Source organism: Shinella sp. NM-101, from assembly GCF_021401195.1.
Taxonomy (GTDB): domain Bacteria; phylum Pseudomonadota; class Alphaproteobacteria; order Rhizobiales; family Rhizobiaceae; genus Shinella.
The window spans coordinates 104,128-126,560 of the sequence record NZ_JACBFT010000015.1 but is presented as its reverse complement, the minus strand read 5'-3'; the positions used below and the strand labels follow the sequence as shown (position 1 = coordinate 126,560).

At 65.0% G+C, this 22,433-nt stretch carries 21 protein-coding genes and 1 pseudogene; 12 read left to right on the top strand and 10 right to left on the bottom strand.

What is annotated here, in order from left to right:
• Window positions 1–97 (top strand): annotated as a pseudogene (locus L0976_RS22745) (IS110 family transposase); the annotation flags it as partial.
• 156 nt (window positions 98–253) lie between these two features.
• Here L0976_RS22745 and argC read toward each other — a convergent pair.
• From argC to L0976_RS22720, 5 genes are all read right to left on the bottom strand, one after another.
• A complete protein-coding gene (gene argC / locus L0976_RS22740) occupies window positions 254–1,186 on the bottom strand; it encodes an N-acetyl-gamma-glutamyl-phosphate reductase (protein WP_234189389.1) in 933 nt (310 codons plus the stop codon).
• A 74-nt stretch (window positions 1,187–1,260) separates the two neighbouring features.
• A complete protein-coding gene (speB, locus tag L0976_RS22735) occupies window positions 1,261–2,214 on the bottom strand; it encodes an agmatinase (RefSeq protein WP_234189388.1) in 954 nt (317 codons plus the stop codon).
• Between the two features lie 140 nt (window positions 2,215–2,354).
• Window positions 2,355–2,831 (bottom strand): 30S ribosomal protein S9, encoded by a 477-nt coding sequence (gene rpsI, locus L0976_RS22730; protein ID WP_203318588.1) that lies wholly within the window; start codon window positions 2,829–2,831, stop codon window positions 2,355–2,357.
• A gap of 2 nt (window positions 2,832–2,833) precedes the next feature.
• Entirely contained in the window at window positions 2,834–3,298 is a 465-nt protein-coding gene (gene rplM, locus L0976_RS22725) for a 50S ribosomal protein L13 (RefSeq protein WP_023513729.1), read from the bottom strand.
• A gap of 229 nt (window positions 3,299–3,527) precedes the next feature.
• Window positions 3,528–3,959: a PaaI family thioesterase gene (locus tag L0976_RS22720; RefSeq protein ID WP_234189387.1), complete on the bottom strand. Its 432-nt coding sequence runs from the start codon at window positions 3,957–3,959 to the stop codon at window positions 3,528–3,530.
• A gap of 136 nt (window positions 3,960–4,095) precedes the next feature.
• Between L0976_RS22720 and L0976_RS22715 the strand changes: the two genes are divergently transcribed.
• Window positions 4,096–4,917 (top strand): enoyl-CoA hydratase, encoded by an 822-nt coding sequence (locus L0976_RS22715; RefSeq protein WP_234189394.1) that lies wholly within the window; start codon window positions 4,096–4,098, stop codon window positions 4,915–4,917.
• A 2-nt stretch (window positions 4,918–4,919) separates the two neighbouring features.
• Here the strand turns inward: L0976_RS22715 and L0976_RS22710 are convergent, their stop codons facing one another.
• Window positions 4,920–5,756: an EamA family transporter gene (locus tag L0976_RS22710; RefSeq protein ID WP_234189386.1), complete on the bottom strand. Its 837-nt coding sequence runs from the start codon at window positions 5,754–5,756 to the stop codon at window positions 4,920–4,922.
• A gap of 247 nt (window positions 5,757–6,003) precedes the next feature.
• Between L0976_RS22710 and L0976_RS22705 the strand changes: the two genes are divergently transcribed.
• From L0976_RS22705 to L0976_RS22690, 4 genes are all read left to right on the top strand, one after another.
• Entirely contained in the window at window positions 6,004–6,441 is a 438-nt protein-coding gene (locus L0976_RS22705) for a CoA-binding protein (protein ID WP_234189385.1), read from the top strand.
• A gap of 62 nt (window positions 6,442–6,503) precedes the next feature.
• Window positions 6,504–6,932, top strand: a complete 429-nt coding sequence (locus tag L0976_RS22700) for a CoA-binding protein (RefSeq protein WP_203318592.1) — start codon at window positions 6,504–6,506, stop codon at window positions 6,930–6,932.
• 101 nt (window positions 6,933–7,033) lie between these two features.
• On the top strand, window positions 7,034–8,317 hold the full coding sequence (locus L0976_RS22695) for an O-acetylhomoserine aminocarboxypropyltransferase (protein WP_203318593.1): 1,284 nt from the start codon (window positions 7,034–7,036) through the stop codon (window positions 8,315–8,317).
• 56 nt (window positions 8,318–8,373) lie between these two features.
• Window positions 8,374–8,718 carry a cupin domain-containing protein gene (locus tag L0976_RS22690; RefSeq protein ID WP_234189384.1) on the top strand — a complete coding sequence of 115 codons (345 nt, stop codon included), beginning with the start codon at window positions 8,374–8,376 and terminating at the stop codon, window positions 8,716–8,718.
• Here the strand turns inward: L0976_RS22690 and L0976_RS22685 are convergent, their stop codons facing one another.
• Together L0976_RS22685 and ggt are read right to left on the bottom strand one after the other, a co-directional pair.
• The gene (locus tag L0976_RS22685) at window positions 8,719–9,969 is read right to left on the bottom strand and encodes a cytochrome P450 (protein WP_234189383.1); all 1,251 of its coding nucleotides are present in this window, start codon (window positions 9,967–9,969) and stop codon (window positions 8,719–8,721) included.
• A 65-nt stretch (window positions 9,970–10,034) separates the two neighbouring features.
• Window positions 10,035–11,789 carry a gamma-glutamyltransferase gene (gene ggt, locus L0976_RS22680; RefSeq protein ID WP_234189382.1) on the bottom strand — a complete coding sequence of 585 codons (1,755 nt, stop codon included), beginning with the start codon at window positions 11,787–11,789 and terminating at the stop codon, window positions 10,035–10,037.
• 262 nt (window positions 11,790–12,051) lie between these two features.
• Between ggt and clpP the strand changes: the two genes are divergently transcribed.
• Together clpP and clpX are read left to right on the top strand one after the other, a co-directional pair.
• A complete protein-coding gene (gene clpP / locus L0976_RS22675) occupies window positions 12,052–12,684 on the top strand; it encodes an ATP-dependent Clp endopeptidase proteolytic subunit ClpP (protein WP_203318597.1) in 633 nt (210 codons plus the stop codon).
• 291 nt (window positions 12,685–12,975) lie between these two features.
• The gene (clpX, locus tag L0976_RS22670; RefSeq protein ID WP_203318598.1) at window positions 12,976–14,253 is read left to right on the top strand and encodes an ATP-dependent Clp protease ATP-binding subunit ClpX; all 1,278 of its coding nucleotides are present in this window, start codon (window positions 12,976–12,978) and stop codon (window positions 14,251–14,253) included.
• 35 nt (window positions 14,254–14,288) lie between these two features.
• Here the strand turns inward: clpX and L0976_RS22665 are convergent, their stop codons facing one another.
• Complete coding sequence (locus L0976_RS22665) at window positions 14,289–14,666, bottom strand: NirD/YgiW/YdeI family stress tolerance protein (protein WP_203318599.1); 378 nt, start codon at window positions 14,664–14,666, stop codon at window positions 14,289–14,291.
• 374 nt (window positions 14,667–15,040) lie between these two features.
• On the opposite strand from L0976_RS22665, the gene lon reads away from it, so the two are divergent.
• From lon to L0976_RS22650, 3 genes are all read left to right on the top strand, one after another.
• Window positions 15,041–17,464: an endopeptidase La gene (gene lon, locus L0976_RS22660; RefSeq protein WP_203318600.1), complete on the top strand. Its 2,424-nt coding sequence runs from the start codon at window positions 15,041–15,043 to the stop codon at window positions 17,462–17,464.
• A 206-nt stretch (window positions 17,465–17,670) separates the two neighbouring features.
• Window positions 17,671–17,946, top strand: a complete 276-nt coding sequence (gene hupB / locus L0976_RS22655; RefSeq protein ID WP_023516583.1) for a DNA-binding protein HupB — start codon at window positions 17,671–17,673, stop codon at window positions 17,944–17,946.
• A 188-nt stretch (window positions 17,947–18,134) separates the two neighbouring features.
• A complete protein-coding gene (locus L0976_RS22650; RefSeq protein WP_234189381.1) occupies window positions 18,135–20,327 on the top strand; it encodes an esterase-like activity of phytase family protein in 2,193 nt (730 codons plus the stop codon).
• A 112-nt stretch (window positions 20,328–20,439) separates the two neighbouring features.
• Here the strand turns inward: L0976_RS22650 and L0976_RS22645 are convergent, their stop codons facing one another.
• Window positions 20,440–20,859, bottom strand: a complete 420-nt coding sequence (locus L0976_RS22645) for a MarR family winged helix-turn-helix transcriptional regulator (protein ID WP_233290741.1) — start codon at window positions 20,857–20,859, stop codon at window positions 20,440–20,442.
• A gap of 305 nt (window positions 20,860–21,164) precedes the next feature.
• On the opposite strand from L0976_RS22645, the gene L0976_RS22640 reads away from it, so the two are divergent.
• Window positions 21,165–22,433: a DNA repair exonuclease gene (locus L0976_RS22640; RefSeq protein ID WP_234189380.1), complete on the top strand. Its 1,269-nt coding sequence runs from the start codon at window positions 21,165–21,167 to the stop codon at window positions 22,431–22,433.

Genomic DNA, 22,433 nt, shown 5'->3' with positions numbered 1-22,433 from the left:
AAAGCCGAAGATCGTCGCCATCGTCGCGACCATGCGAAAGCTCCTCACCATCCTCAACGCCATCATCCGGGACGGAAAACCATGGCAAAGCGCTTGACTGACAAGACAGTCGCTCTCCCCGTGAGCGGGGCGAAGGGCTATGCCGACCCGATTTCCTGAAATATCAACGCTGGCGAGGGGATGGGACGGTGCCCCATCTCCCTTCTCCCCGCTTGCGGGGAGAAGGTGCCGGCAGGCGGATGAGGGGCGACGCTCAGCCTCTCAGCATCAGATCCATGTTCTGCACCGCCGCGCCTGAGGCGCCCTTGCCGAGATTGTCGAGCAGGGCGACCAAATTGACATGCGGCGCGCCGGCGGTGCCGAAAACGTAGAGCTTCATGCGGTCCGTATCGGCAAGCGCGACGGCATCGACGCGGGGGAGCGCCGCGCTCTCCTTGAGGTCCACCACCTCGACGATGTCCTGCCCGGCATAGTGATCGGCGAGCGCCTCGTGGATCGAGCCGAGCGAGGCGTGGCCATTGAGGTCGGCGAGGTAGAGCGGCACCTGCACAATCATGCCCTGCGCGAACTTGCCGACGGAGGGCGCGAAGAGCGGCGCCCGGGAAAGGAGGCCATGCACCTGCATTTCCGGTACATGCTTGTGCTTGAGCGGCAGGCCGTAGAGGAAGTGCGGCGAGTCGATATGCTCCGGGTGGTCGGCATTCTCCATCTGCGCGATCAGCTGCTTGCCGCCGCCCGTATAGCCGGAGACCGCATTGACCGTGACCGGATAGTCCTCCGGCAGGATGCCGGCGAGGCGCAGCGGGCGGATGAGCCCGATGGCGCCGGTCGGATAGCAGCCGGGATTGGCGACGTAGCGGGCGCCGGCGATCTTCGCCGGCTGCGCGCGGTCCATCTCGGCAAAGCCGTAGGCCCAGTCCGGATTGACGCGGTGCGCGGTCGAGGTGTCGATGATGCGCACCTGATTGTTGCCGGACACCATGGCCACGGCTTCCTTCGCCGCATCGTCCGGCAGGCAGAGGATCGCGACGTCGGCGCTGTTCAGCAGGTCTTCGCGCAGCTGCGCATTGCGCCGCTCCGCCTCGGGAATGGAAAGCAGCTCGACATCGCTGCGGCCGGCCATGCGCGTGCGGATCTGAAGGCCCGTCGTGCCGTGTTCGCCATCGATGAAGATCTTCGGTTTCATCTGCAATCCAATCCTGTCAAGCCGCGTTCGCCGCCGATATACCCCCTTGATCCGTCGCATTCAATGCCGCGTCTTCAGCGGCGCTCCGCCAGCGTCTCGGCGTGCAGGCCCAGCATGTACATGGCGATGTTGGAGGCGGCGATGGCGGTGATGTCCGCGTGGTCGTAGGCGGGCGCCACCTCGACCACATCCGAGCCGAGGATGTTCAGCGCGCCGAGCTTGCGCAGCACGGAGAGGATGCGCGCGCTCGACGGGCCGCCGGAGACGGGAGTGCCGGTGCCGGGCGCGAAGGCCGGGTCGAGGCAATCGATGTCGAAGGTGAGGTAGGTCGCCCGGTCTCCGATATGGTGGATGATCGCATCGGCGATTTCCGCGGCGCTCATTTCCTCGACGTCGTAGCCATAGAGGATGCGGATGCCGCAATCCTCCGGCGCATGGGTGCGGATGCCGATCTGGATCGAGCTTTCGGCATCGATCAGCCCCTCGCGCACGGCGGTGCCGACGAATGAGCCGTGGTCGATCCGGCCCTTCTCGTCCGGCCAGGTATCCTGGTGGGCATCGAACTGGACGAGGGAGAGGGGACCGTATTTCGCCGCATGGGCGCGCAGCAGCGGCAGCGTGATGAAGTGGTCGCCGCCGAGCGTCAGCATGTAGGCGCCGGATTTCAGGATCTTCCTCGCCTCGCGCTCGATGGTTGCCGGTGTCTTCTGGTGGTTGCCGTAGTCGAGCATGCAGTCGCCATAGTCGATGACGGCCATGTCCTCGAAGAGGTCGCGCTCGAAGGGATATTGCGGATCGTTGTCCATGATCGCCGAGGCGCGGCGGATGGCCTGCGGCCCGAAGCGCGTGCCGGGACGGTTGGAGGTGGCGGCATCGAAGGGGATGCCCCAGACGACGGCGTCCACGTCCTTCAGCACCTTCGTATAGCGGCGGCGCATGAAGGAGAGGACGCCCGCATGGGTCGGGTCCGAGGCCGCGCTCTTCAGCGCCTTGCCCGTGATGGCGTGGTCGATCGTCTTGTTGGCCATGAAAGTCCCTCCGAAGTCTGGCGGGACGTTCGCCAATCGGCGCCTTCAAGGCAAGAGGACTCTGTGGATTTTTGCGTCCCTGAAAACGAAAAGGCCGGGGCGAACCCCGGCCTTTCCTGAAGAGTTCGTCTTCCGAGCGATCAACGCTTGGAGAACTGGAACGAACGGCGGGCCTTGGCCTTGCCGTACTTCTTGCGTTCGACGACGCGCGAGTCGCGGGTCAGGAAGCCGCCCTTCTTGAGGACCGTGCGCAGGCCCGGCTCGAAGTAGGTCAGCGCCTTGGAGATGCCGTGGCGAACGGCACCGGCCTGGCCGGAAAGGCCGCCGCCGGCGACGGTCGCGTCGATGTCGAACTGGCCGTCACGGGCAGCTGCGACGATCGGCTGCTGCAGGATCATCTGCAGGACCGGGCGGGCGAAGTAGGCTTCGAACGACTTGCCGTTGATGGTGATCTTGCCGGAACCCGGCTTGACCCATACACGGGCAACGGCGTCCTTGCGCTTGCCGGTTGCGTAGGAACGGCCCTGGGCGTCAACCTTCTTGACGTGAACCGGGGCGGAGGCAGCGGGAGCTGCGGCAGCAACGCCGAGGTCCTTGAGCGAGGAGAGGTCGGCCATTATCAGGCGCTCCTTGTGTTCTTGCTGTTCAGCTTGGCGACGTCGAGGGCGACGGGCTGCTGGGCTTCGTGCGGATGGTTGGAGCCGGCGTAGACGCGCAGGTTCTTCATCTGGCGACGGCCGAGCGGGCCGCGCGGAACCATGCGCTCGACAGCCTTCTCGAGGACGCGCTCCGGGAAGCGGCCTTCGATGATCTGGCGAGCCGTGCGCTCCTTGATGCCGCCCGGGTAACCGGTATGCCAGTAGTACTTCTTGTCGGAGTACTTCTTGCCGGTGAAGACGACCTTGTCGGCATTGATGACGATGACGTTGTCGCCGTCGTCGACGTGGGGCGTGAAGGTTGCCTTGTGCTTGCCGCGCAGGCGGTTAGCGATGAGGGTAGCGAGGCGACCGACAACGAGGCCTTCGGCGTCGATGAGGATCCACTTCTTCTCTACCTCGGCGGGCTTCTGTACGAAGGTTGCCATGGGAGGTGCTCTTTCTTTGAGATCCCGAGGCCTTGCGGCGACGGGCGTTTCTTGTTGCTTGGTTTGGCCCCTTGCGGATGCCAAAAATTGAACGCGGCCCGTGGGGACCGCGATCTGGAGCGGCTTATAAGCGAGAGCCGATGGGACGTCAAGGGAAGCGATCCGGGAGACGCCAGAGATATTCTAATGAAAACAATGGCTTATTTGTGCGGTATATAGATACCACAAATTATCGCGGCGGAATCGAATAGGTGGCGGTGGCATGGGCCACCAGATCGTCGGCGTCCTCATCGAAAATCAATGCTTCCATGACCGCCAGCCGCTTGCCGAGCTTGAGAAGCCGGCAGGTGCAGGTGAGGGGGCCGGGCTTCGGCTTGCGCAGGAAGTTGATGTTGAGACTGGTGGTGACCGCGAGCGCCACCGGGCCGATATGGGCGAGCACGGCGCAATAGGCGCCGACATCGGCAAGCGCGAAGAGCGTGGGGCCGGAGACCGTGCCGCCGGGGCGCAGATGCCGCTCGTTCGGCATGAGGCGCATGACGACCGAGCCGGGGGAGACGCCCACCACCTCGAACACCTTGCCGTCCGTGTGAAGCTGCGGAAAATCGGTTTCGAGGAAGCGGTTCAGCGCCTCGGGATCCATGACGGGCTTCAATTCCATGGCATTCGTCTCCTGTCGCCTGCTTTGAAGACCGATTTTCCGGCCGCTGCAAGCCCTCTCAAAGTCTATGTGCGCGCGCTTGAAACCGGCTGCCGCGCGGCGTAGGACCGGAGGCGGAAACATGAAGGAGGCGATCATGGCGGATGTGGTGTCGTTCAGGAAAGAGGAGCCGGCGGGCCTGGTGCGCGTCGAGCGCGCGGAGCCCGTTCTTCGGATCACGCTCAGCAATCCACCTGCCAATGCCCTGTCCATCGCCGTCATGGAAGCGCTCGGCGCGGCGCTGGATGCCGTTGCCGCCGATGACGCCATCCGCGTCGTCGTGCTCGCCTCGACGGGAAAGGTCTTTTCCGCCGGCCACGACCTCAAGGAGATGACCGCCCGCCGCGAGGATGCCGACGGAGGCCGCGCCTTCTTCGAGAAGACCATGCGCATGGCGGCGGACATCATGCTGAAGATCGCCGCGCTGCCGCAGCCGGTCGTCGCGGAGATCGACGGGCTCGCGACGGCGGCCGGCTGCCAGCTCGTTGCGAGCTGCGACCTCGCCATCTGCACAGACACCTCCACCTTCTGCACGCCGGGCGTCAATATCGGCCTGTTCTGCTCGACGCCGATGGTCGCCGTCACCCGCGCCGCCCATCCCAAGCAGGCGATGGAGATGCTGCTGACCGGCGAGACGATCGACGCCTCCACCGCCAAGGACTTCGGCCTCGTCAACCGCATCGTGCCGCAGCAGTATCTCCGCCAGGTCGTCGACAAATACGCCGCCGTCATCGCCGCCAAGTCGCCGCAGGCGCTGCGTATCGGCAAGGCCGCCTTCCGCGCGCAAGCCGGATTGCCGGTGGCGGACGCCTACGGCGTCGCGGTGGCGGCGATGGTCGACAACATGCTTGCCGACGACGCCAAGGAGGGCATCGGCGCCTTCCTCGGCAAGCGCATGCCGGAATGGGATCGCAGGTAGCCTCAAGCCAGCTTGAGCACCAGCACGCCCGTCGCGATCACGCCGCCCGCGACGTAGCGCCAGACGCTTGCCTTCTCCTTGAGGATGAAGACGGAGATGAGGAGGGCGAAGAGGATGGCGGTTTCGCGCAGCGCCGCCACGGTGGCGACGGGCGCCCTGGTCATCGCCCAGAGGGCAAGGCCGTAGGACGCGATGGAGCCGCCGCCGCCGAGAAGCCCGCGCGCCCAGTTGCGCCGCACATGCTTCCAGACCGGCGCGGCGCCCCGCTTGCGGATCGCCCAGGCAAAGAGCAGGACGGGCGGCAGCAGGGACATCCAGAGCGTGTAGGAAATGGCGTTGCCGGAGACGCGAGCGCCGGCACCGTCGACGAAGGTGTAGGTGGCGATGACGGCCGCATTGGCGAGCGCGTAGCCGATGGCGCGGCGACTGCCGTGGCGCGATTCGAAGGCGAGCGTGAGCACGCCCGCCGAGATGACCAGCACGCCGGCCATGGCGATTGGCGTCAGGTGCTCGCCGAGCACGAGGCCGCTGGTCGTGGCGACCAGCAGGGGAGCGGCCCCGCGCATCAGCGGATAGACGAGGCCGATGTCGCCCGCCCGGTAGGCCGCGGCCACGAGCTGGAAATAGGCGAATTGCAGGACGGCCGAGATCAGGATGAACGGCCAGGCCTCCGGTTGCGGCAGCGGCACCAGCGGCAGGAAGGCAAGCCCCACAATGCCGCCGCCGAGCGAAACCATCGAGGCGTCGAGCGACTTGTCCGTGCCGGATTTGACGAGCGCATTCCAGGTCGCGTGCAGGACCGCGCCGAACAGCACGAGAAAGAGAACGTCTAGCGGCAATGTGGGACCTCGAAGGGGCGGACATGCGAGGAGGGGAGAGCCCTTTCATCTGCGCAAAAGAGGCGATTTGCAATCGGCAATTTCCGGATTGCGCTGCGCCGGTGCCCGAAATCCGCAAAACCTGTGCCGTATCGGCACGCAGCCTGCCGCCGGACGCCCAAAGGCCCGACCGGCTTCTTTACGGTTTCGCCCTACAATGCAGCCGGGACGACGGGAGAAACGGTTGCGAACGCCGGAGGAGGGCGCGATGAACCACGATCACTATCCCGAGAGCTACATCCGCGACATCCTGAAATCCGTGCGCACGATCGCCGTGCTCGGCGCCTCGCCGAACGATGCGCGTCCGAGCCATGGCGTGATGGGCTTCCTGCTCGGCAAGGGCTATCGCGTCATTCCGGTCAACCCGGGCCATGCCGGCAAGACCATTCTCGGCCAGACCGTCCATGCCCGCCTCGCCGACATTCCCGAACCGGTCGACATGGTCGACGTCTTCCGTGCGGCCAGCCAGCTTCATGCCGTGGTCGACGAGGTGCTGGCGCTTCGTCCCCCACCGTCGGTGCTGTGGGGCCAGTTCACCGTGCGCGACGACGCGGCCGCCGCCCGGGCGGAGGCGGCCGGCATCAGGGTCGTCATGGACCGCTGCCCCGTCACCGAATATCCGGTGCTGATGCTCAGGGCGTCTTGACCCCCGCGATATTGACTTCACGTTGCGTTACCCCAATTCTCCACGCAGAAACGGGAAGCGCCATGAATCACGATACCTATCCGGACTATTACATCGCCGACATCCTGCGCTCGACCAGGGTGATAGCGCTCGTCGGCGCGTCGCCCAATCCGGAGCGTCCGAGCTACCGGGTCATGGCCTTCCTGCTGCGCAAGGGGTATCGCGTCATCCCGGTCAATCCCGGCCAGGCCGGCAAGGAGATCCTCGGCCAGCCGGTCGTCGCCCGCCTTGCCGACATCGTCGAGCCGATCGACATGGTGGACGTCTTCCGCGCGGCCGATGCGTTGCCCTCGGTCGTGGAGGAGGTGCTGGCGCTCTCCCCGCTGCCGAAGGCGATCTGGGGCCAGCTCTCGGTGCGCCACGACGAGGCTGCTGCGGCGGCGGAGGCCGCGGGCATCAAGGTGGTGATGGATCGCTGCCCGGCAATCGAATATCCGCGCCTCGTGGCCTGAAGTTTCCTTTGCGCATCCGCGCCTTTGCCGGAAAATCTTTCTTTGACCGGGCTTTAACTCTCTGAAATAGTCGCGCCGACTTTAGCCAGGGAGGCCGTTTCATGACCAAGAACAAGCCCGGATTTTCCACGCTCGCCGTCCATGCCGGCGCCCAGCCGGACCCGACCACCGGCGCGCGCGCGACGCCGATCTACCAGACCACCAGCTTCGTCTTCAACGATGCGGACCACGCCGCCTCGCTCTTCGGCCTCCAGGCCTTCGGCAACATCTACACCCGCATCATGAACCCGACGCAGGCCGTGCTCGAAGAGCGCGTCGCCGCGCTCGAAGGCGGCACGGCCGCGCTCGCCGTCGCCTCCGGCCATGCGGCCCAGCTCCTCATCTTCCACACGATCATGCGCCCCGGCGATAATTTCATCGCCGCGCGCCGGCTCTACGGCGGCTCGATCAACCAGTTCGGCCATGCCTTCAAGTCGTTCGACTGGCATGTGCGCTGGGCCGACACGGGCGATCTGTCGAGCTTCGAAAGCCAGATCGACGACAAGACCAAGGCGATCTTCATCGAGAGCCTCGCCAATCCCGGCGGCACCTTCGTCGACATCGCCGGCATCGCCGAGATCGCCCACCGCCACGGCCTGCCGCTCATCGTCGACAACACGATGGCGACGCCCTACCTGGTGCGCCCGCTGGAGCACGGCGCCGACATCGTCGTCCACTCGCTGACCAAGTTCATGGGCGGCCACGGCAATTCCATGGGCGGCGTCATCGTCGACGGCGGCACCTTCGACTGGTCGGCCTCCGGCAAGTACCCGGCGCTATCCGAACCCCGCCCGGAATATGCCGGCCTGGTGCTGCACGCCACCTTCGGCAACTTCGCCTTCGCCATCGCCTGCCGCGTGATCGGCCTGCGCGACTTCGGCCCGGCCATCTCGCCCTTCAACGCCTTCCAGATCCTGACCGGCATCGAGACGCTGCCGCTGCGCATGCAGCGCCATTGCGACAACGCGCTTGCCGTCGCAAGGTGGCTGAAGGGCAATGACAAGGTCGCCTGGGTCAATTATGCGGGCCTCGACGACGACCCGAACCATGCCCTCCAGCAGCGCTATTCGCCGAAGGGCGCGGGCGCCGTTTTCACCTTCGGCCTCAAGGGCGGCTACGAGGCCGGCAAGCGCTTCGTCGAAGGACTGGAGATGCTGTCGCACCTTGCCAATATCGGCGACACGCGCTCGCTGGTCATCCATCCGGCCTCCACCACCCACCGCCAGCTCAGCGAGGAGCAGCAGGTCGCCGCCGGTGCCGGCCCCGACGTGGTGCGCCTGTCCATCGGCATCGAGGATGCCGCGGACATCATCGCCGATATCGAACAGGCCCTCGCCAAGGCCTGATGCCGGCCGGGCGGTCCTTGCGGGCCGCCCTTTTCTTGTCAGCGGGTGGACAAAGCATGAGCAAGGCGCAACGTTTCGACACGTCCGGCATCGAAGCCGAGGAGGGCCGCCCGGCAGCCGACCGGCTGATCTCGGGCGATCCTGTCTTCACGAGCTGGAACATCGAGGAGGCCGAGGGCGGTATCTATTCGGGCATCTGGCAGTCGACGCCCGGCAAGTGGCGCATCCGCTACGACGAGTGGGAGTACTTCCACATCCTCGAAGGCCACTCGATCGTGACGTCAGACGACGGCGAGGTCTTCGACCTCAGGCCCGGCGACCGCCTGATCCTCAGGCCGGGCTTCAACGGAACCTGGGAAGTCGTTGAAACGACTCGCAAGGATTACGTCATCCGGCTGTAGTCACCAGGCAAGCTCCAGCGCCTCCAGCCCGTGGAAATGATAGACGTCCTTCACCACGGGCGTCTTCGCGATCCGCAGCCCCGGCAGGCGTTGGAAGAGGATCGGCAGGGCGATGTTCAGCTCCAGCCGGGCGAGCGGCGCACCGATGCAGAAATGGATGCCCGCGCCGAACGAAAGGTTCGCGCCCTCGTCGCGATCCGGCCTGAAGACGAGCGGGTCGCTGAACTTCCTCGGGTCGAGATTGGCGGCGGCGAGGATCATCGCCACCTTGTCGCCGCGGCGGAAACGGATGCCGTCGAGCTCCACGTCCTCCAGCGCATAGCGCTGGAAGATGTGCACCGGCGCGGAGATGCGCAGGCATTCCTCCACCGTGCGCTCCGTCGCCTTCCCGTCGGCAAAGAGCACGGCCGGATCGGCGCCGTTCTCCAGGATCGTCCGCACGGCATTGCCGATCTGGTGCACGGTTGCCTCGTGGCCGGCATTGAGCAGCACGATGGTCGTCGAGATCAGCTCGTCCTCGGTGAGAAGCTGGCCTTTGTGCTCGGTGTGCACCATGTGCGAAAGCAGGTCGTCGCGCGGCTCGGCCCGGCGCTCGGCGATGACGCCGCGCACATAGGCCGCGAATTCCTGCGCGGCCTTGTCTGCCGCAAGCTCGTCCTCACGCGTGCGGCCGAACATGTACATGCGCACATAAGCATGCGACCACTTCAAAAGCTGCGGCCCCATCTCGTCCGGTATGCCGATCATCCGGGCGATCATCGTCACCGGCAGGATGTCGGCGAAGGCGGAGAGCAGTTCGACGCGCCCGTCCTTCTCGAAACGGTCAATGGCCTGGTGGCACAGTTCCGTGATCTCGGGCGTCAGCCGCTCGATCATGCGCGAGACGAAGGCGCGGTTGACGAGGGTGCGCAGCCGCGTGTGCTCCGGCGGCTCCAGTTCCAGCAGCGACCAGGCCTCCGCCGCATCGAAATGCCGGACGTGATCCTGCGGCTCCGGCAGGCCGAGCTCCTCGCGCGTCGCCACATGCAGGATCTGCCTGCCGAAACGGCGGTCGCGCAGAAGACCGTTCACATGGTCGTAGCCGGTGAAATACCATTGCTTCTGCTCTTCCCACCAGAAGGTGGGACAATGCGCATGCAGCGCGGCATAGACCGGGTTCGGGTCGCGGTAGAAATCCGGGTTGCGGCCGTCGAGGCAAACGCGGCGGCTGGCGGGGTCGATGGAGAGGAAGGGCAGGTGTGTTGTGGTCATGGCCAAATGCCCTAATGGATTTCACCGGTCCATGAAAGCACGGTGTTGCGTGTTCGACATCCTCCTCACTTGCCGATCGCCACGCCCTCCCGCCGCGGGTCGGCGGCGCCCTTGAGGCCTTCGGCGGTCAGTTCGATGGCGTGCAGGCCGGAGTTCATCTCGCCGGCCTTCACCTCGTAGCCGAGCGCCTTCAGCGGTTCTGCGAGCTTCTCCGCGTCCGTGCCCGCTTCGACGTCGTAGGGACCGAAGCGGTTGATGAGATGCGGCATGGCGACGATGCCGCCGACATCCATGCCCCAGTCGACATAGGCGATCAGCGCCTGCGCGACATAGCCGATGATCTGGCTGCCGCCGGGCGAGCCGATCGCCAGAAGCGGCTTGCCGTCCTTCAGGACGATGGTCGGCGACATGGAGGAGCGCGGACGCTTGCCCGGCTCGACGCGGTTGGCGACGGGCCGGCCCTCGTCGTGAGTCTCGAAGGAGAAGTCCGTCAGCTCGTTGTTGAGCAGGAAGCCGCCGGTCATCAGGCGCGAGCCGAAGCCGTTCTCGATGGTCGTCGTCATGGAGACGACGTTGCCGTCCTTGTCGACGATGACGAAATGGCTGGTGGAGGGCAGCTCGATGGCGGAATCCCGGCCGAAGTTGAAGGCGTGGTCCCATTCCGGCGTGCCGGCGGTCACGGCATCCTCGCCGAGCGCCTTGTCGCCGTCGAGCAGCTTCGCGCGTTCGCCGAGATAGGCCTTGTCGACGAGGCCCTTGATCGGGGCGGGTACGAAATCGGTGTCGGCAAGGTAGCGCCCGCGGTCGGCGAAGGCGAGGCGCTGGGCATCGCCGATCAGCCGCCAGCTTTGCGGATTGTCCTTGCCAAGCGCCTTGAGGTCGAAGTTCTCCAGCATGCCGAGCATCTGGCCGACGGCGAGCGCGCCGGAGGAGGGCGGTCCCATGCCGCAGACGTCGAGGGCGCGGTAAAGGATGCAGACGGGCGGGCGCTCCTTCACCCGGTAGGTGGCAAGGTCGGGCAGCGAGAGCACGCCGCTGTTCTTTCCCGACATGCGCACCGTATCGACGATCGCTTCCGCGATGGGGCCGCTGTAGAAGGCCGCCGCCCCGCCGCCGGCGATGGCGGACAGCGTATCGGCATAGGCGGGGTTCTTCAGCACGGCGCCGGCTTTCAGCGGCGCGCCGTCGGCGTCGAAGAAATAGGAGGCCGTCGCCTCGAAGGTCTTCAGCCGGCCGCCCTCCGCCGCGATGAGGCCGGCAAGGCGCGGGGAGACGGCAAAGCCGTCGCGCGCAAGCTTTTGCGCCGGCGCGAAGAGGTCCTTCCACGGCTTGCGGCCCCAGCGGTTGTGCGCCTCCTGCAGCAGCATGACCGTGCCGGGCGTGCCGACCGAGCGGCCGCCGACGACAGCATCGAAGAATTCCAGCGGCTGGCCCTCGTCGTCGAGGAAGAGCTTCGGCGTCGCCTCCATCGGCGCGGTCTCGCGCCCGTCGAGCGTGACGATGCGCTTCGCGCCGGCATCGTAATAGACGAGGAAGGCGCCTCCGCCGAGGCCGGAGGACTGCGGCTCCACGAGGCCGAGCACCGTCTGGACCGCGACCATCGCGTCGATCGCGCTGCCGCCCCCGGCAAGGACCCGCTCGCCGGCCTCCGCCGCGAGCGGATGGGCGGCCGCGACCATGTGCTCCTTCGCCGTCACGATCTTCGCGGCGGCAAGCCCGGTCGCCCGTTCGGGGGCGACCGTGTCCGATGCCTGCTGGGCAACGGCGCCCGTCGCCGTCATGAGAAGCAGCGAAAGGGCTGCGATCGATCGTATCGTCATGGCTGCCTCCGTCCGGCAGGGAGCGATGGGTCGCGGGCGGGAGGGATGGCCGGATTCATCCTTCCTTCACCTTGCCTCCGGTTCGGGTGTGGAAATCACGGGGTCCACCTCGCGCCGGTTAACCGCATTCTGGCATAGAGCGCCGCAAAACGCTTGGCCGTCTTGAAGTCAGCCACCCTGACACTCTATGTAGGGAAGATGAAACTTGCTGATTCCCAACGTCTGCGAAGGGTTTCAGGGCCACTTGAGAAGAAGGATTGACATGAGAAATCCCGTAGATACCGCCATGGCTCTGGTGCCGATGGTCGTCGAGCAGACCAACCGCGGCGAACGTTCCTACGACATCTATTCGCGCCTCCTCAAGGAGCGCATCATCTTCCTGACGGGTCCCGTCGAGGATCATATCGCCACGCTCGTCTGCGCGCAGCTTCTCTTCCTCGAGGCCGAGAACCCGAAGAAGGAGATCGCGCTCTACATCAATTCGCCGGGCGGCGTCGTGACCTCGGGCATGGCGATCTACGATACGATGCAGTTCATCAGGCCCGCCGTGTCGACGCTGTGCATCGGCCAGGCCGCGTCCATGGGCTCGTTGCTGCTCGCCGCCGGCCACAAGGACATGCGCTTTGCCACGCCGAACGCCCGCATCATGGTGCACCAGCCCTCCGGCGGTTTCTCCGGCCAGGCGTCCGACATCGAGCGTCACGCCAGGGACATCCTTAAGATGAAGCGCAAGCTGAACGAGGTCTACGTCAAGCACTGCGGCCGCACCTACGAGGAAGTGGAACAGACGCTCGACCGCGACCATTTCATGAGCGCGGACGAGGCGAAGGACTGGGGCCTTGTCGACCGCGTCATCACGAGCCGCGAGGCGATCGAAGGCGTCGAGAACGCGTAAGGACGACGTTTTGTGTGCGGATGAGGCATATTGTGACACATTTGTAATGGTCACGGGGCTTTATCCGCACCATAAAGCCGTTAATATTGGCCGTTAATGCTATGTTGATTTGTGACGGCCTAGCATTTGGTAAATTCGGTGGGGGATTCGTTGCCACCGGTTCGGGGGTCGCCCCTTTTCCGGTCAGTACCCCTGGAGCCCTTCAAGGCAGCACGAGCGGTGCCGGCAAGGGTGGTTTGAGTGGTCCGGCCATCTTCCCGAAGATGAACGGCGTGCTGGAAGGAAAGTGATATGAGCAAGGTCAGCGGCAGCAACGGCGGCGACTCCAAGAATACCCTTTACTGCTCCTTCTGCGGCAAGAGCCAGCACGAGGTCCGCAAGCTGATTGCCGGACCGACCGTGTTCATCTGCGATGAATGCGTCGAACTGTGCATGGACATCATCCGCGAGGAGAACAAGACCTCGATGGTGAAATCCCGCGACGGCGTCCCCACGCCCCAGGATATCATCAAGGTCCTCGACGAGTATGTCATCGGCCAGCAGCAGGCCAAGCGCATCCTCTCGGTCGCGGTACACAACCACTACAAGCGCCTGGCGCATGCCGCCAAGGGCTCGGACGTGGAACTGGCGAAGTCGAACATCATGCTGGTCGGCCCGACGGGTTGCGGCAAGACCTACCTCGCCCAGACGCTTGCCCGCATCATCGACGTGCCCTTCACCATGGCCGACGCCACGACGCTGACCGAGGCCGGTTACGTCGGCGAGGACGTGGAGAACATCATCCTGAAGCTCCTGCAGGCGGCCGACTACAATGTCGAGCGCGCGCAGCGCGGCATCGTCTATATCGACGAGGTCGACAAGATCTCGCGCAAGTCCGACAATCCGTCCATCACCCGTGACGTGTCAGGCGAGGGCGTGCAGCAGGCGCTTCTGAAGATCATGGAAGGCACGGTCGCCTCGGTTCCCCCGCAGGGCGGCCGCAAGCATCCGCAGCAGGAATTCCTGCAGGTCGACACGACGAACATCCTGTTCATCTGCGGCGGCGCCTTCGCCGGCCTCGACAAGATCATCTCCGCCCGCGGCGAGAAGACCTCCATCGGCTTCGGCGCGACGGTTCGCTCGCCGGAAGACCGCCGCGTCGGCGAAGTCCTGCGCGAGCTGGAGCCGGAGGACCTGGTGAAGTTCGGCCTCATCCCGGAATTCATCGGCCGTCTGCCCGTCCTGGCGACGCTGGAGGATCTCGACGAGGATGCGCTGATCCAGATCCTGTCCGAGCCGAAGAACGCGCTGATCAAGCAGTACCAGCGCCTGTTCGAGATGGAAGACGTGGAACTGACCTTCCACGAGGATGCGCTGCGCGAGATCGCCCGCAAGGCCATCGTCCGCAAGACCGGCGCGCGCGGCCTCCGCTCGATCATGGAGAAGATCCTGCTCGACACGATGTTCGAACTGCCGACGCTGGAAGGCGTCCGCGAGGTCGTCATCTCCGACGAGGTGGTCAAGGGTTCGGCCCGTCCGCTCTACATCTACTCGGAGCGCTCCGACGAGAAGGCCAACGTTTCGGCCTGAAGAAAGTCCCTCCCCGAAAGGGGAGGGTCCCGCCCTCATTCGATGATGGTCACGCGGTCCACGTCGAAGTCGGTTTCCTTGACGCGATGGGTGTCGACCTCGCCCTGCAACCGCACGCGGGTGGTCTCCGAGACAGGCTGGGCGGGAAAGTCGTCATCGTCGATCTCGACCCGGATTTCGCCTGTGTCGTCCGCGAAGAGGTATTCCTCGTCCGCCAGCTTGCGGACGATCCTGCCCTCGATCGTCGCTTTCATATCGTCCTTGGCATCGGCCTTTATGGCTTCGACGGTCATGGCCGGATATTTCGTATCGCCGCCCTGCTGCACGTCGGAAGGGCCGGTGAACTGCGCCAGGGCGGCGCCGGCGGGAAGAACGAGAAGGGTTGCGAGGGTGGCGAAGACGGATTTCGACATTTGCGACTCCTGGGTTTACCGGCAATCGGGCATAATGCCGGGCCGGGCCGTTCGGGTCCATGGCCTTCATGGTTCTGCCGCACATCGGCCGTTGCGTAACGCCGCGCGTCGCGCGAATATGGAAGACTTCGATTCTGTTTTGCGTATGCTCCGGCGATGGGTGCCGGGGGAAGGCCGCAAGTTCCGCGACAGCGCGGAAGACTACACTTCCCTTGATGGTTCGTCTGGTCCGGCGTGGGGTGGGGCACCCCGCAGCCGGGCTTGAAAAAGCGTTGAACGCACTCCACTTGTGGATGGAAAAGATCGCCGGCCCGACGCTTCCCGAGCGCCGATGGGACCGGTTCCCGGAAACGGGACGTTTGAAAGGAAATGACATGACGAAAAAGACGTCTGCGTCGCACGACTCCACGGCCTTCCCGGTCCTGCCCCTGCGCGACATCGTGGTGTTCCCGCACATGATCGTGCCGCTCTTCGTCGGTCGCGAGAAGTCGATCCGCGCGCTGGAAGAGGTCATGGGCACCGACAAGCAGATCATGCTTGCCACCCAGATCAACGCTTCCGACGACGATCCGGAGACCGACGCCATCTACCGCATCGGCACCGTCGCCAATGTTCTCCAGCTCCTGAAGCTCCCCGATGGCACCGTGAAGGTTCTGGTCGAGGGCCGCGCGCGCGCCGAGATCGACGGTTACACGGACCGCGAGGAGTTCTACGAGGCGATGGCCCACGTGCTGGCCGAGCCGGACGAGGACCCGGTGGAGATCGAGGCGCTGTCGCGCTCGGTCGTCTCCGAGTTCGAGAACTATGTGAAGCTCAACAAGAAGATTTCGCCCGAAGTCGTCGGCGCCGCGAGCCAGATCGAGGACTACTCGAAGCTCGCCGACACCGTCGCCTCGCACCTGTCCATCAAGATCGTCGAGAAGCAGGAAATGCTCGAGACGACCAGCGTCAAGCTGCGCCTCGAAAAGGCGCTCGGCTTCATGGAAGGCGAGATCTCGGTCCTGCAGGTCGAAAAGCGCATCCGCTCGCGCGTCAAGCGCCAGATGGAGAAGACCCAGCGCGAATACTACCTCAACGAACAGATGAAGGCGATCCAGAAGGAGCTCGGCGACGGCGAGGACGGCCGCGACGAGATGGCAGAGCTGGAAGAGAAGATCGCCAAGGTCAAGCTCTCCAAGGAGGCCCGCGAGAAGGCGGATGCCGAATTGAAGAAGCTGCGCCAGATGAGCCCGATGTCGGCGGAAGCCACCGTCGTGCGCAACTATCTCGACTGGCTGACGGGCATTCCGTGGGGCAAGAAGTCGAAGATCAAGACCGACCTAAACGCCGCCGAGAAGATCCTCGACGAGGATCATTTCGGCCTCGACAAGGTCAAGGAGCGCATCGTCGAATACCTCGCCGTACAGGCCCGCTCGACCAAGATCAAGGGTCCGATCCTGTGCCTCGTCGGCCCTCCGGGCGTCGGCAAGACCTCGCTCGCGAAATCGATCGCCAAGGCGACCGGCCGCGAATATATCCGCATGGCGCTCGGCGGCGTGCGTGACGAGGCCGAGATCCGCGGCCACCGCCGCACCTATATCGGCTCGATGCCCGGCAAGGTCATCCAGTCGATGAAGAAGGCGAAGAAGTCCAACCCGCTCTTCCTGCTCGACGAGATCGACAAGATGGGCATGGACTTCCGCGGCGACCCGTCCTCGGCTTTGCTCGAGGTGCTGGACCCGGAACAGAACTCGACCTTCATGGACCACTACCTGGAAGTCGAATACGACCTGTCCAACGTCATGTTCGTGACGACGGCGAACACGCTGAACATTCCCGCGCCCCTGATGGACCGCATGGAAGTGATCCGCATTGCCGGCTACACGGAAGAAGAGAAGCTGGAAATCGCCAAAAGGCACCTGCTGCCCAAGGCGATCCGCGACCACGCGCTGCAGCCGAAGGAATTCTCGGTCACCGACGGCGCGCTGATGGCGGTCATCCAGCAGTACACCCGCGAGGCGGGCGTCAGAAACTTCGAGCGTGAACTGATGAAGCTCGCCCGCAAGGCGGTCACCGAGATCATCAAGGGCAAGGCGACGAAGGTCGAGGTCACGGCGGAGAACATCCACGACTTCCTCGGCGTTCCGCGCTTCCGCCACGGCGAAGCCGAGCGCGAGGACCAGGTGGGCGTCGTCACGGGCCTTGCCTGGACGGAAGTCGGCGGCGAGCTGCTCACCATCGAAGGCGTCAGCCTGCCGGGTGGCAAGGGCCGCATGACGGTCACCGGCAACCTGAAGGATGTGATGAAGGAATCGATCTCGGCGGCGGCCTCCTATGTCCGCTCGCGCGCCGTCGATTTCGGCATCGAGCCGCCGCGCTTCGACAAGACGGACATCCACGTGCACGTTCCGGAAGGCGCAACGCCCAAGGACGGCCCGTCGGCCGGCATCGCCATGGCGACCGCCATCGTGTCCATCATGACCGGCATCCCGGTCTCGAAGGACATCGCGATGACGGGCGAGGTGACGCTGCGCGGCCGGGTGCTGCCGATCGGCGGCCTCAAGGAAAAGCTGCTCGCGGCGCTTCGCGGCGGCATCAAGAAGGTGCTGATCCCGGAAGAGAACGCCAAGGACCTGGCGGACATTCCGGATAACGTGAAGAACAACATGGAGATCGTTCCCGTCTCCCGCATGGGCGAGGTGATCGAACATGCGCTGATCCGCAAGCCCGAGCCGATCGAGTGGGATGCCACGGTCGCGGCAGCCAGCGTTTCCGCTGTCGAATCGACCGACGAAGGCACCGGCGCCGTGGCGCATTGAGCCCGCGCGCGGGGCCGGTTCCCGGCTCCGCGAATGGAAAAAACATGAAAGACCGGCCCCTCGGCCGGTCTTTTTCGTCGAAAATCGTGTGTAAACCCCGGATTCTCAGGGGATTGCGACGAAATATTCTTGCGGGGCGAGGGGCGATGCGTATTCTGCCCCCGACTTGTATGAGTCGTTTCAAACCGTAAGAAAGGGGTGGAAACATGAACAAGAATGAACTCGTATCCGCAGTGGCTGAAAAGTCTGGCCTGTCCAAGACGGATGCTGCTTCCGCGGTTGACGCCGTTTTCGAGACCATCCAGGGCGAACTCAAGAACGGCGGCGACGTTCGTCTCGTCGGTTTCGGCAATTTCTCCGTCTCGCGCCGTGAAGCTTCGAAGGGCCGCAACCTTTCGACCGGCGCCGAAATCGAGATCCCGGCACGCAACGTACCGAAGTTCTCGGCAGGCAAGGGCCTGAAGGACGCCGTCAACGGCTGATCCTCTGCTCGGGCAGAGCGGTTATCCACTCCGCCGCCAAACCTGAAAATCAGGATCGGGGTCCGGTTTGTCCGGGCCCCCTTTTATTTGCGGGGATGGGTGCGCGCCTGCGGCCGGATTGTCATCGGCCTGTAACAGGCAGGACGCAGAACCGCCGGGTTCCTTTCAACCGGAGTCCGGAGGATTTCATGAAGACCCGTTCGCTCACCGCCGCGCTCGCGGCGGTCCTCGCCGCATCGGTGGCCCCGGCCGCCGGCGCCGAGCCCGTGTTCAATCGCATCGCGTCCTTCGCCGTCGCCGACAATCTGCCCGAGGGCGTGGACACGGCGACGCCGACCTCGTCCGAAATCGTCGCCGCCTCCGAGGACGGCAACACGCTCGTCTATTCCGACAGCCCGAACAAGGCGATCGGCTTGATCGACATCACCGATGCGAAGGCCCCGAAGGCCGGCGGCTCTGTCGCCCTGGAGGGCGAGCCGACATCCGTGGCCATCGCGGCCGGCAAGGCGCTGGTCGCCATCAACACGCGCGAAAGCTTCGTCAAGCCGTCGGGCGTCCTTGCCCAGGTCGATCTGGCCGGAAAGAAGGTCGAGGCGACCTGCGACCTCGGCGGCCAGCCGGACTCCATCGCCCTCAACAAGGACAAGACGCTCGCCGCCATCGCCATCGAGAACGAGCGCGACGAGGAGGTCAACGACGGCGCGCTCCCGCAGATGCCGGCCGGCGACCTCGTGCTGCTCTCGCTCAAGGACGGCGTCGTCGATTGCGGCTCGATCAGGCATGTGGCCCTGACCGGCCTTGCCGACATTGCCGGAGAGGACCCGGAACCCGAATTCGTCTCCTTCAACGGCCTCGACGAGGTTGCCGTCACGCTGCAGGAGAACAACCACATCGTCATCGTCGACGGCAGGACCGGCGCGGTGAAGAGCCACTTCTCCGCCGGCACCGTCAGCCTCGAAGGGATCGACACGAAGAAGGACGGCGCGCTGAAATTCACCGGCAAGATGGAGGACGTTGCCCGCGAACCCGACGCCGTGAAGTGGCTGGACGACAACCGCCTCGTCATTGCCAACGAAGGCGACTGGAAGGGCGGCGCCCGCGGCTTCACCATCTTCGACAAGGAGGGCAAGGTCCTCTACGAGAACGGCGCGGCCTTCGAGCGCGAGATCGCGAAGATCGGCCATTATCCCGACAAGCGCAACAAGAAGGGCGTCGAGCCGGAAGGCCTGGAAGCCGCGAAATTCGGCGAGGACAACCTGTTCTTCGTGCTGGCCGAGCGCGCCTCCATCGTCGGCGTCTACAAGGATACGGGCGCGGAGCCAGAGCTTCTCCAGCTCCTGCCGTCCGGCATCGGCCCGGAAGGCGCGGTCGCCATCCCGCAACGCAACCTCCTCGTGACGGCCAACGAGACCGATCTCGTCGAGGACGGCGGCGCGCGCTCGCATGTCATGATCTACGAGCGGGCGGAAGGCGAGGCGGCCTATCCGCAGCTCGTCTCCACCGAGAAGGACGGCGAACTGATCGGCTTCGGCGCATTGTCGGGCCTCGCACCGATGAAGGACAAGCCCGGCATGCTCTACGCCGTGAACGATTCCTTCTATGCGTCGCAGCCGACGATCTTCACGATCGACGCGACGGCCAAGCCGGCGAAGATCGTCGACGCCCTGCGCATCACGCGCAACGGCGCCCCCGCCCAGAAGCTCGACAGCGAGGGCCTGACACCGGACGGCGAGGGTGGTTTCTGGCTCGCCAACGAGGGCAACGCCGACAAGCTCTATGCCCACGCCATCATCCATGTGAACGGCAAGGGCGAGATCGACAAGGAGATCGCCATTCCCGCCGAGTTGCGCGCCGGAGAGACGCGCTTCGGTTTCGAAGGCATCACCAGCATCGGCGAAGGCGACGACAAGGTGCTCTGGATGGCCGTGCAGCGCGAATGGGGTGACGACGAGAAGGGCTTCGTGAAGCTCGTCTCCTACAAGCCGTCCTCCGAGGAGTGGGGCGCTGTCCGCTATCCGCTAGAGAAGACGGAGAGCGGCTGGGTCGGCCTCTCGGAGATCACGGTGAGCGGCGACCACGCCTATATCATCGAGCGGGACAACCTGATCGGCGATGCCGCCAGGCTGAAGAAGCTCTACCGCGTCGCGCTGGCCGACCTGAAGCCGGCAAAGCTTGGCGGGGAACTCCCGGTCGTGAAGAAGCAGGAGGTCCGCGACTTCATCCCCGACCTCAAGGCCACGAACGGCTACGTCGTCGACAAGGTGGAAGGCTTTGCCATCGATGCCGCCGGCAACGGCTATGTCGTGACCGACAATGACGGCGTCGACGGCTCCTCCGGCGAGACGCTGTTCTTCGGCATCGGCCCGCTCAACGCGATGTAAACGCGCGGCCGGCGCCCTCTCTTTGTTTGGGAGGGCGTTGGTCTCCAAAGGCCACAAACGAAAAGGCCGGGATGCTGCGATCCCGGCCTTTTCCGTTTTCCTGCCGTCCGGTCTAGCCGACGGCCTGCAGGGAGGGAACCGGCGCCGCCTGGGCACCGCCTTCGGTCTTGTCTCTTTCCCGTTGCAACTCTTCGGTCTTCTCGCTGAGACAGCGGATGATTTCCTTCAAGTGCTGCTTCTGCTCTTCCGTCAGCACGTTGAAGATCGCCTCGATCGTCTTGTGCTGCGGCTGCTGGGCGGCCGAAATGACGGTGCGGCCCATATCCGTGATCGAAACGATCTTGGCGCGGCGGTCCTTCGGGTCGGGCTCGCGCTTGACGAGCTTGTCACGTTCGAGACCGTCGATGGCTTCCGTCACCGTACGGGGGGCGAAACCAAGAGCGCAGGCGATGTCCGTCGACCGCTGCGGGCCCTGGCATTCCAGAAGAAGCAGGAACTTGCTGCGGGCGAGCGAAACGCCTTCGTCCATCATGCACTCATTCACCAGGCGACTCACCTGATGGTAGAGTTTGAACATGCCTTGGGAGATTTCTATCGTGCTATTCATGAGGTGAAATATAGGTATTATGAGGGACCATGTCAAATGATCGCGAAGATTTTCGCTCTATTTGATCATAGATATTGAACGATGCCTGTAAATGCGAACGGTCAGGCGGTGGGCGCTTTTCCTTGCCTCTTCTCCGGCTTTTTCGGGGAGGGTCGATTTCTTTCCTGCATAACGCGCTGCGCGTTGCTGCAAGCATTGACCCGGAGGGTGGCGGGCGCGATTGTCCGGCCATGCCTTTCCGCTTCATCCACACCGCCGACCTGCATCTCGATTCTCCGCTGACGTCCCTCGCATTGCGCAATGCCGACCTTGGCGACCTCGTGCGCGGGGCGACGCGCAAGGCGCTGGAGCGCATCGTCGACCTTGCCATGACCGAGGCGGTGGATGCCGTGATCATCGCCGGCGACCTCTATGACGGCTCGCAGACCTCCATGGCGACCGCGCTCTTCCTGATGGGGCAGATGCGGCGGCTGGAGGCGGCCGGCATCCGCGTCTTCATCATCCGCGGCAATCACGATGCGCAGTCGCAGATCACCCGCGAGCTGACCTTTCCGCCGAACGTGCACGTCTTCGACGGCCGCGGCAAACCGGTGCGGGCGGGCGTGCTGTCGAACGGCCGCGAGATCCACGTCCATGGCGTCAGCTTCGCCAACCCGCACGCACCCGCCTCGCTCCTGCCCACCTACCGCGTGCCCGTGCCGGATGCGGTCAATATCGGCCTCATGCACACCAGCCTTGCCGGCGCGAGCCGCCACGATCCCTATGCGCCCGTCGGCATCGCCGACCTTGCCGCGCACGGTTTCGACTATTGGGCGCTCGGCCATATCCACCAGCGGCGGGTGCATCTGGAAAGGCCCTGGATCGTCATGCCCGGCAACCCGCAGGGCCGCGACATCAACGAGGGCGGGCCGAAGGGCGTGATGCTCGCCACCGTCGCCGAAGACGGCACGATCGCCTGCGAGGAGCGCACCGTCGCCGTCGCCGTCTTCGAGCGGCTGCCGCTCGATCTCTCGGGCATCGACGACTGGCGCGCCATGCTCGACCGTGCCGAAAGCGTGCTTTCGGCGGCGCGCGCGGCTGCCGGCGGCGCCCATCTTGTCGCGCGGCTTGTCGTGACGGGCGCAACGCCGCTCGCCTGGCGCCTGCGCCGCGACGAGGACCTTCTGCTCGCCGAATTGCAGAACCTTGCCGCCTCCCTCGGCGAATGCTGGATCGAGGCGGTGGAGCTTGCCGTTTCCGCGCCGGCTGCGGCGGCGGGGGCCGATGCCGGGCCGGTCACGGAACTGGCGCGGCTGATGCGCGAGGACGTCGTGGAAAACCATGCCTACCGCGAGGAATTGCGCGAGGCGCTCGGCGATCTCCTGCGCCAGCTTCCCAGGGAAGCGCGCAGCCTGCTGGCCGCAGACGAGGCGGCGGAGGAGACGCTGCTTTCCGAACTCGCCATGCAGGGCTCCGATACCGTGCTCGCCCGCCTCGGCGGAACGGGCGAGGGGGCCTGA

What these genes read in the sequence shown, in the direction of transcription:
- argC (WP_234189389.1), bottom strand. Translation starts at nt 1,186, where the DNA reads ATGAAACCGAAGATCTTCATCGATGGCGAACACGGCACGACGGGCCTT.
- speB (WP_234189388.1), bottom strand. Translation starts at nt 2,214, where the DNA reads ATGGCCAACAAGACGATCGACCACGCCATCACGGGCAAGGCGCTGAAG.
- rpsI (WP_203318588.1), bottom strand. Translation starts at nt 2,831, where the DNA reads ATGGCCGACCTCTCCTCGCTCAAGGACCTCGGCGTTGCTGCCGCAGCT.
- rplM (WP_023513729.1), bottom strand. Translation starts at nt 3,298, where the DNA reads ATGGCAACCTTCGTACAGAAGCCCGCCGAGGTAGAGAAGAAGTGGATC.
- L0976_RS22720 (WP_234189387.1), bottom strand. Translation starts at nt 3,959, where the DNA reads ATGGAATTGAAGCCCGTCATGGATCCCGAGGCGCTGAACCGCTTCCTC.
- L0976_RS22715 (WP_234189394.1), top strand. Translation starts at nt 4,096, where the DNA reads ATGGCGGATGTGGTGTCGTTCAGGAAAGAGGAGCCGGCGGGCCTGGTG.
- L0976_RS22705 (WP_234189385.1), top strand. Translation starts at nt 6,004, where the DNA reads ATGAACCACGATCACTATCCCGAGAGCTACATCCGCGACATCCTGAAA.
- L0976_RS22700 (WP_203318592.1), top strand. Translation starts at nt 6,504, where the DNA reads ATGAATCACGATACCTATCCGGACTATTACATCGCCGACATCCTGCGC.
- L0976_RS22695 (WP_203318593.1), top strand. Translation starts at nt 7,034, where the DNA reads ATGACCAAGAACAAGCCCGGATTTTCCACGCTCGCCGTCCATGCCGGC.
- L0976_RS22690 (WP_234189384.1), top strand. Translation starts at nt 8,374, where the DNA reads ATGAGCAAGGCGCAACGTTTCGACACGTCCGGCATCGAAGCCGAGGAG.
- L0976_RS22685 (WP_234189383.1), bottom strand. Translation starts at nt 9,969, where the DNA reads ATGACCACAACACACCTGCCCTTCCTCTCCATCGACCCCGCCAGCCGC.
- ggt (WP_234189382.1), bottom strand. Translation starts at nt 11,789, where the DNA reads ATGACGATACGATCGATCGCAGCCCTTTCGCTGCTTCTCATGACGGCG.
- clpP (WP_203318597.1), top strand. Translation starts at nt 12,052, where the DNA reads ATGAGAAATCCCGTAGATACCGCCATGGCTCTGGTGCCGATGGTCGTC.
- clpX (WP_203318598.1), top strand. Translation starts at nt 12,976, where the DNA reads ATGAGCAAGGTCAGCGGCAGCAACGGCGGCGACTCCAAGAATACCCTT.
- L0976_RS22665 (WP_203318599.1), bottom strand. Translation starts at nt 14,666, where the DNA reads ATGTCGAAATCCGTCTTCGCCACCCTCGCAACCCTTCTCGTTCTTCCC.
- lon (WP_203318600.1), top strand. Translation starts at nt 15,041, where the DNA reads ATGACGAAAAAGACGTCTGCGTCGCACGACTCCACGGCCTTCCCGGTC.
- hupB (WP_023516583.1), top strand. Translation starts at nt 17,671, where the DNA reads ATGAACAAGAATGAACTCGTATCCGCAGTGGCTGAAAAGTCTGGCCTG.
- L0976_RS22650 (WP_234189381.1), top strand. Translation starts at nt 18,135, where the DNA reads ATGAAGACCCGTTCGCTCACCGCCGCGCTCGCGGCGGTCCTCGCCGCA.
- L0976_RS22645 (WP_233290741.1), bottom strand. Translation starts at nt 20,859, where the DNA reads ATGATGGACGAAGGCGTTTCGCTCGCCCGCAGCAAGTTCCTGCTTCTT.
- L0976_RS22640 (WP_234189380.1), top strand. Translation starts at nt 21,165, where the DNA reads ATGCCTTTCCGCTTCATCCACACCGCCGACCTGCATCTCGATTCTCCG.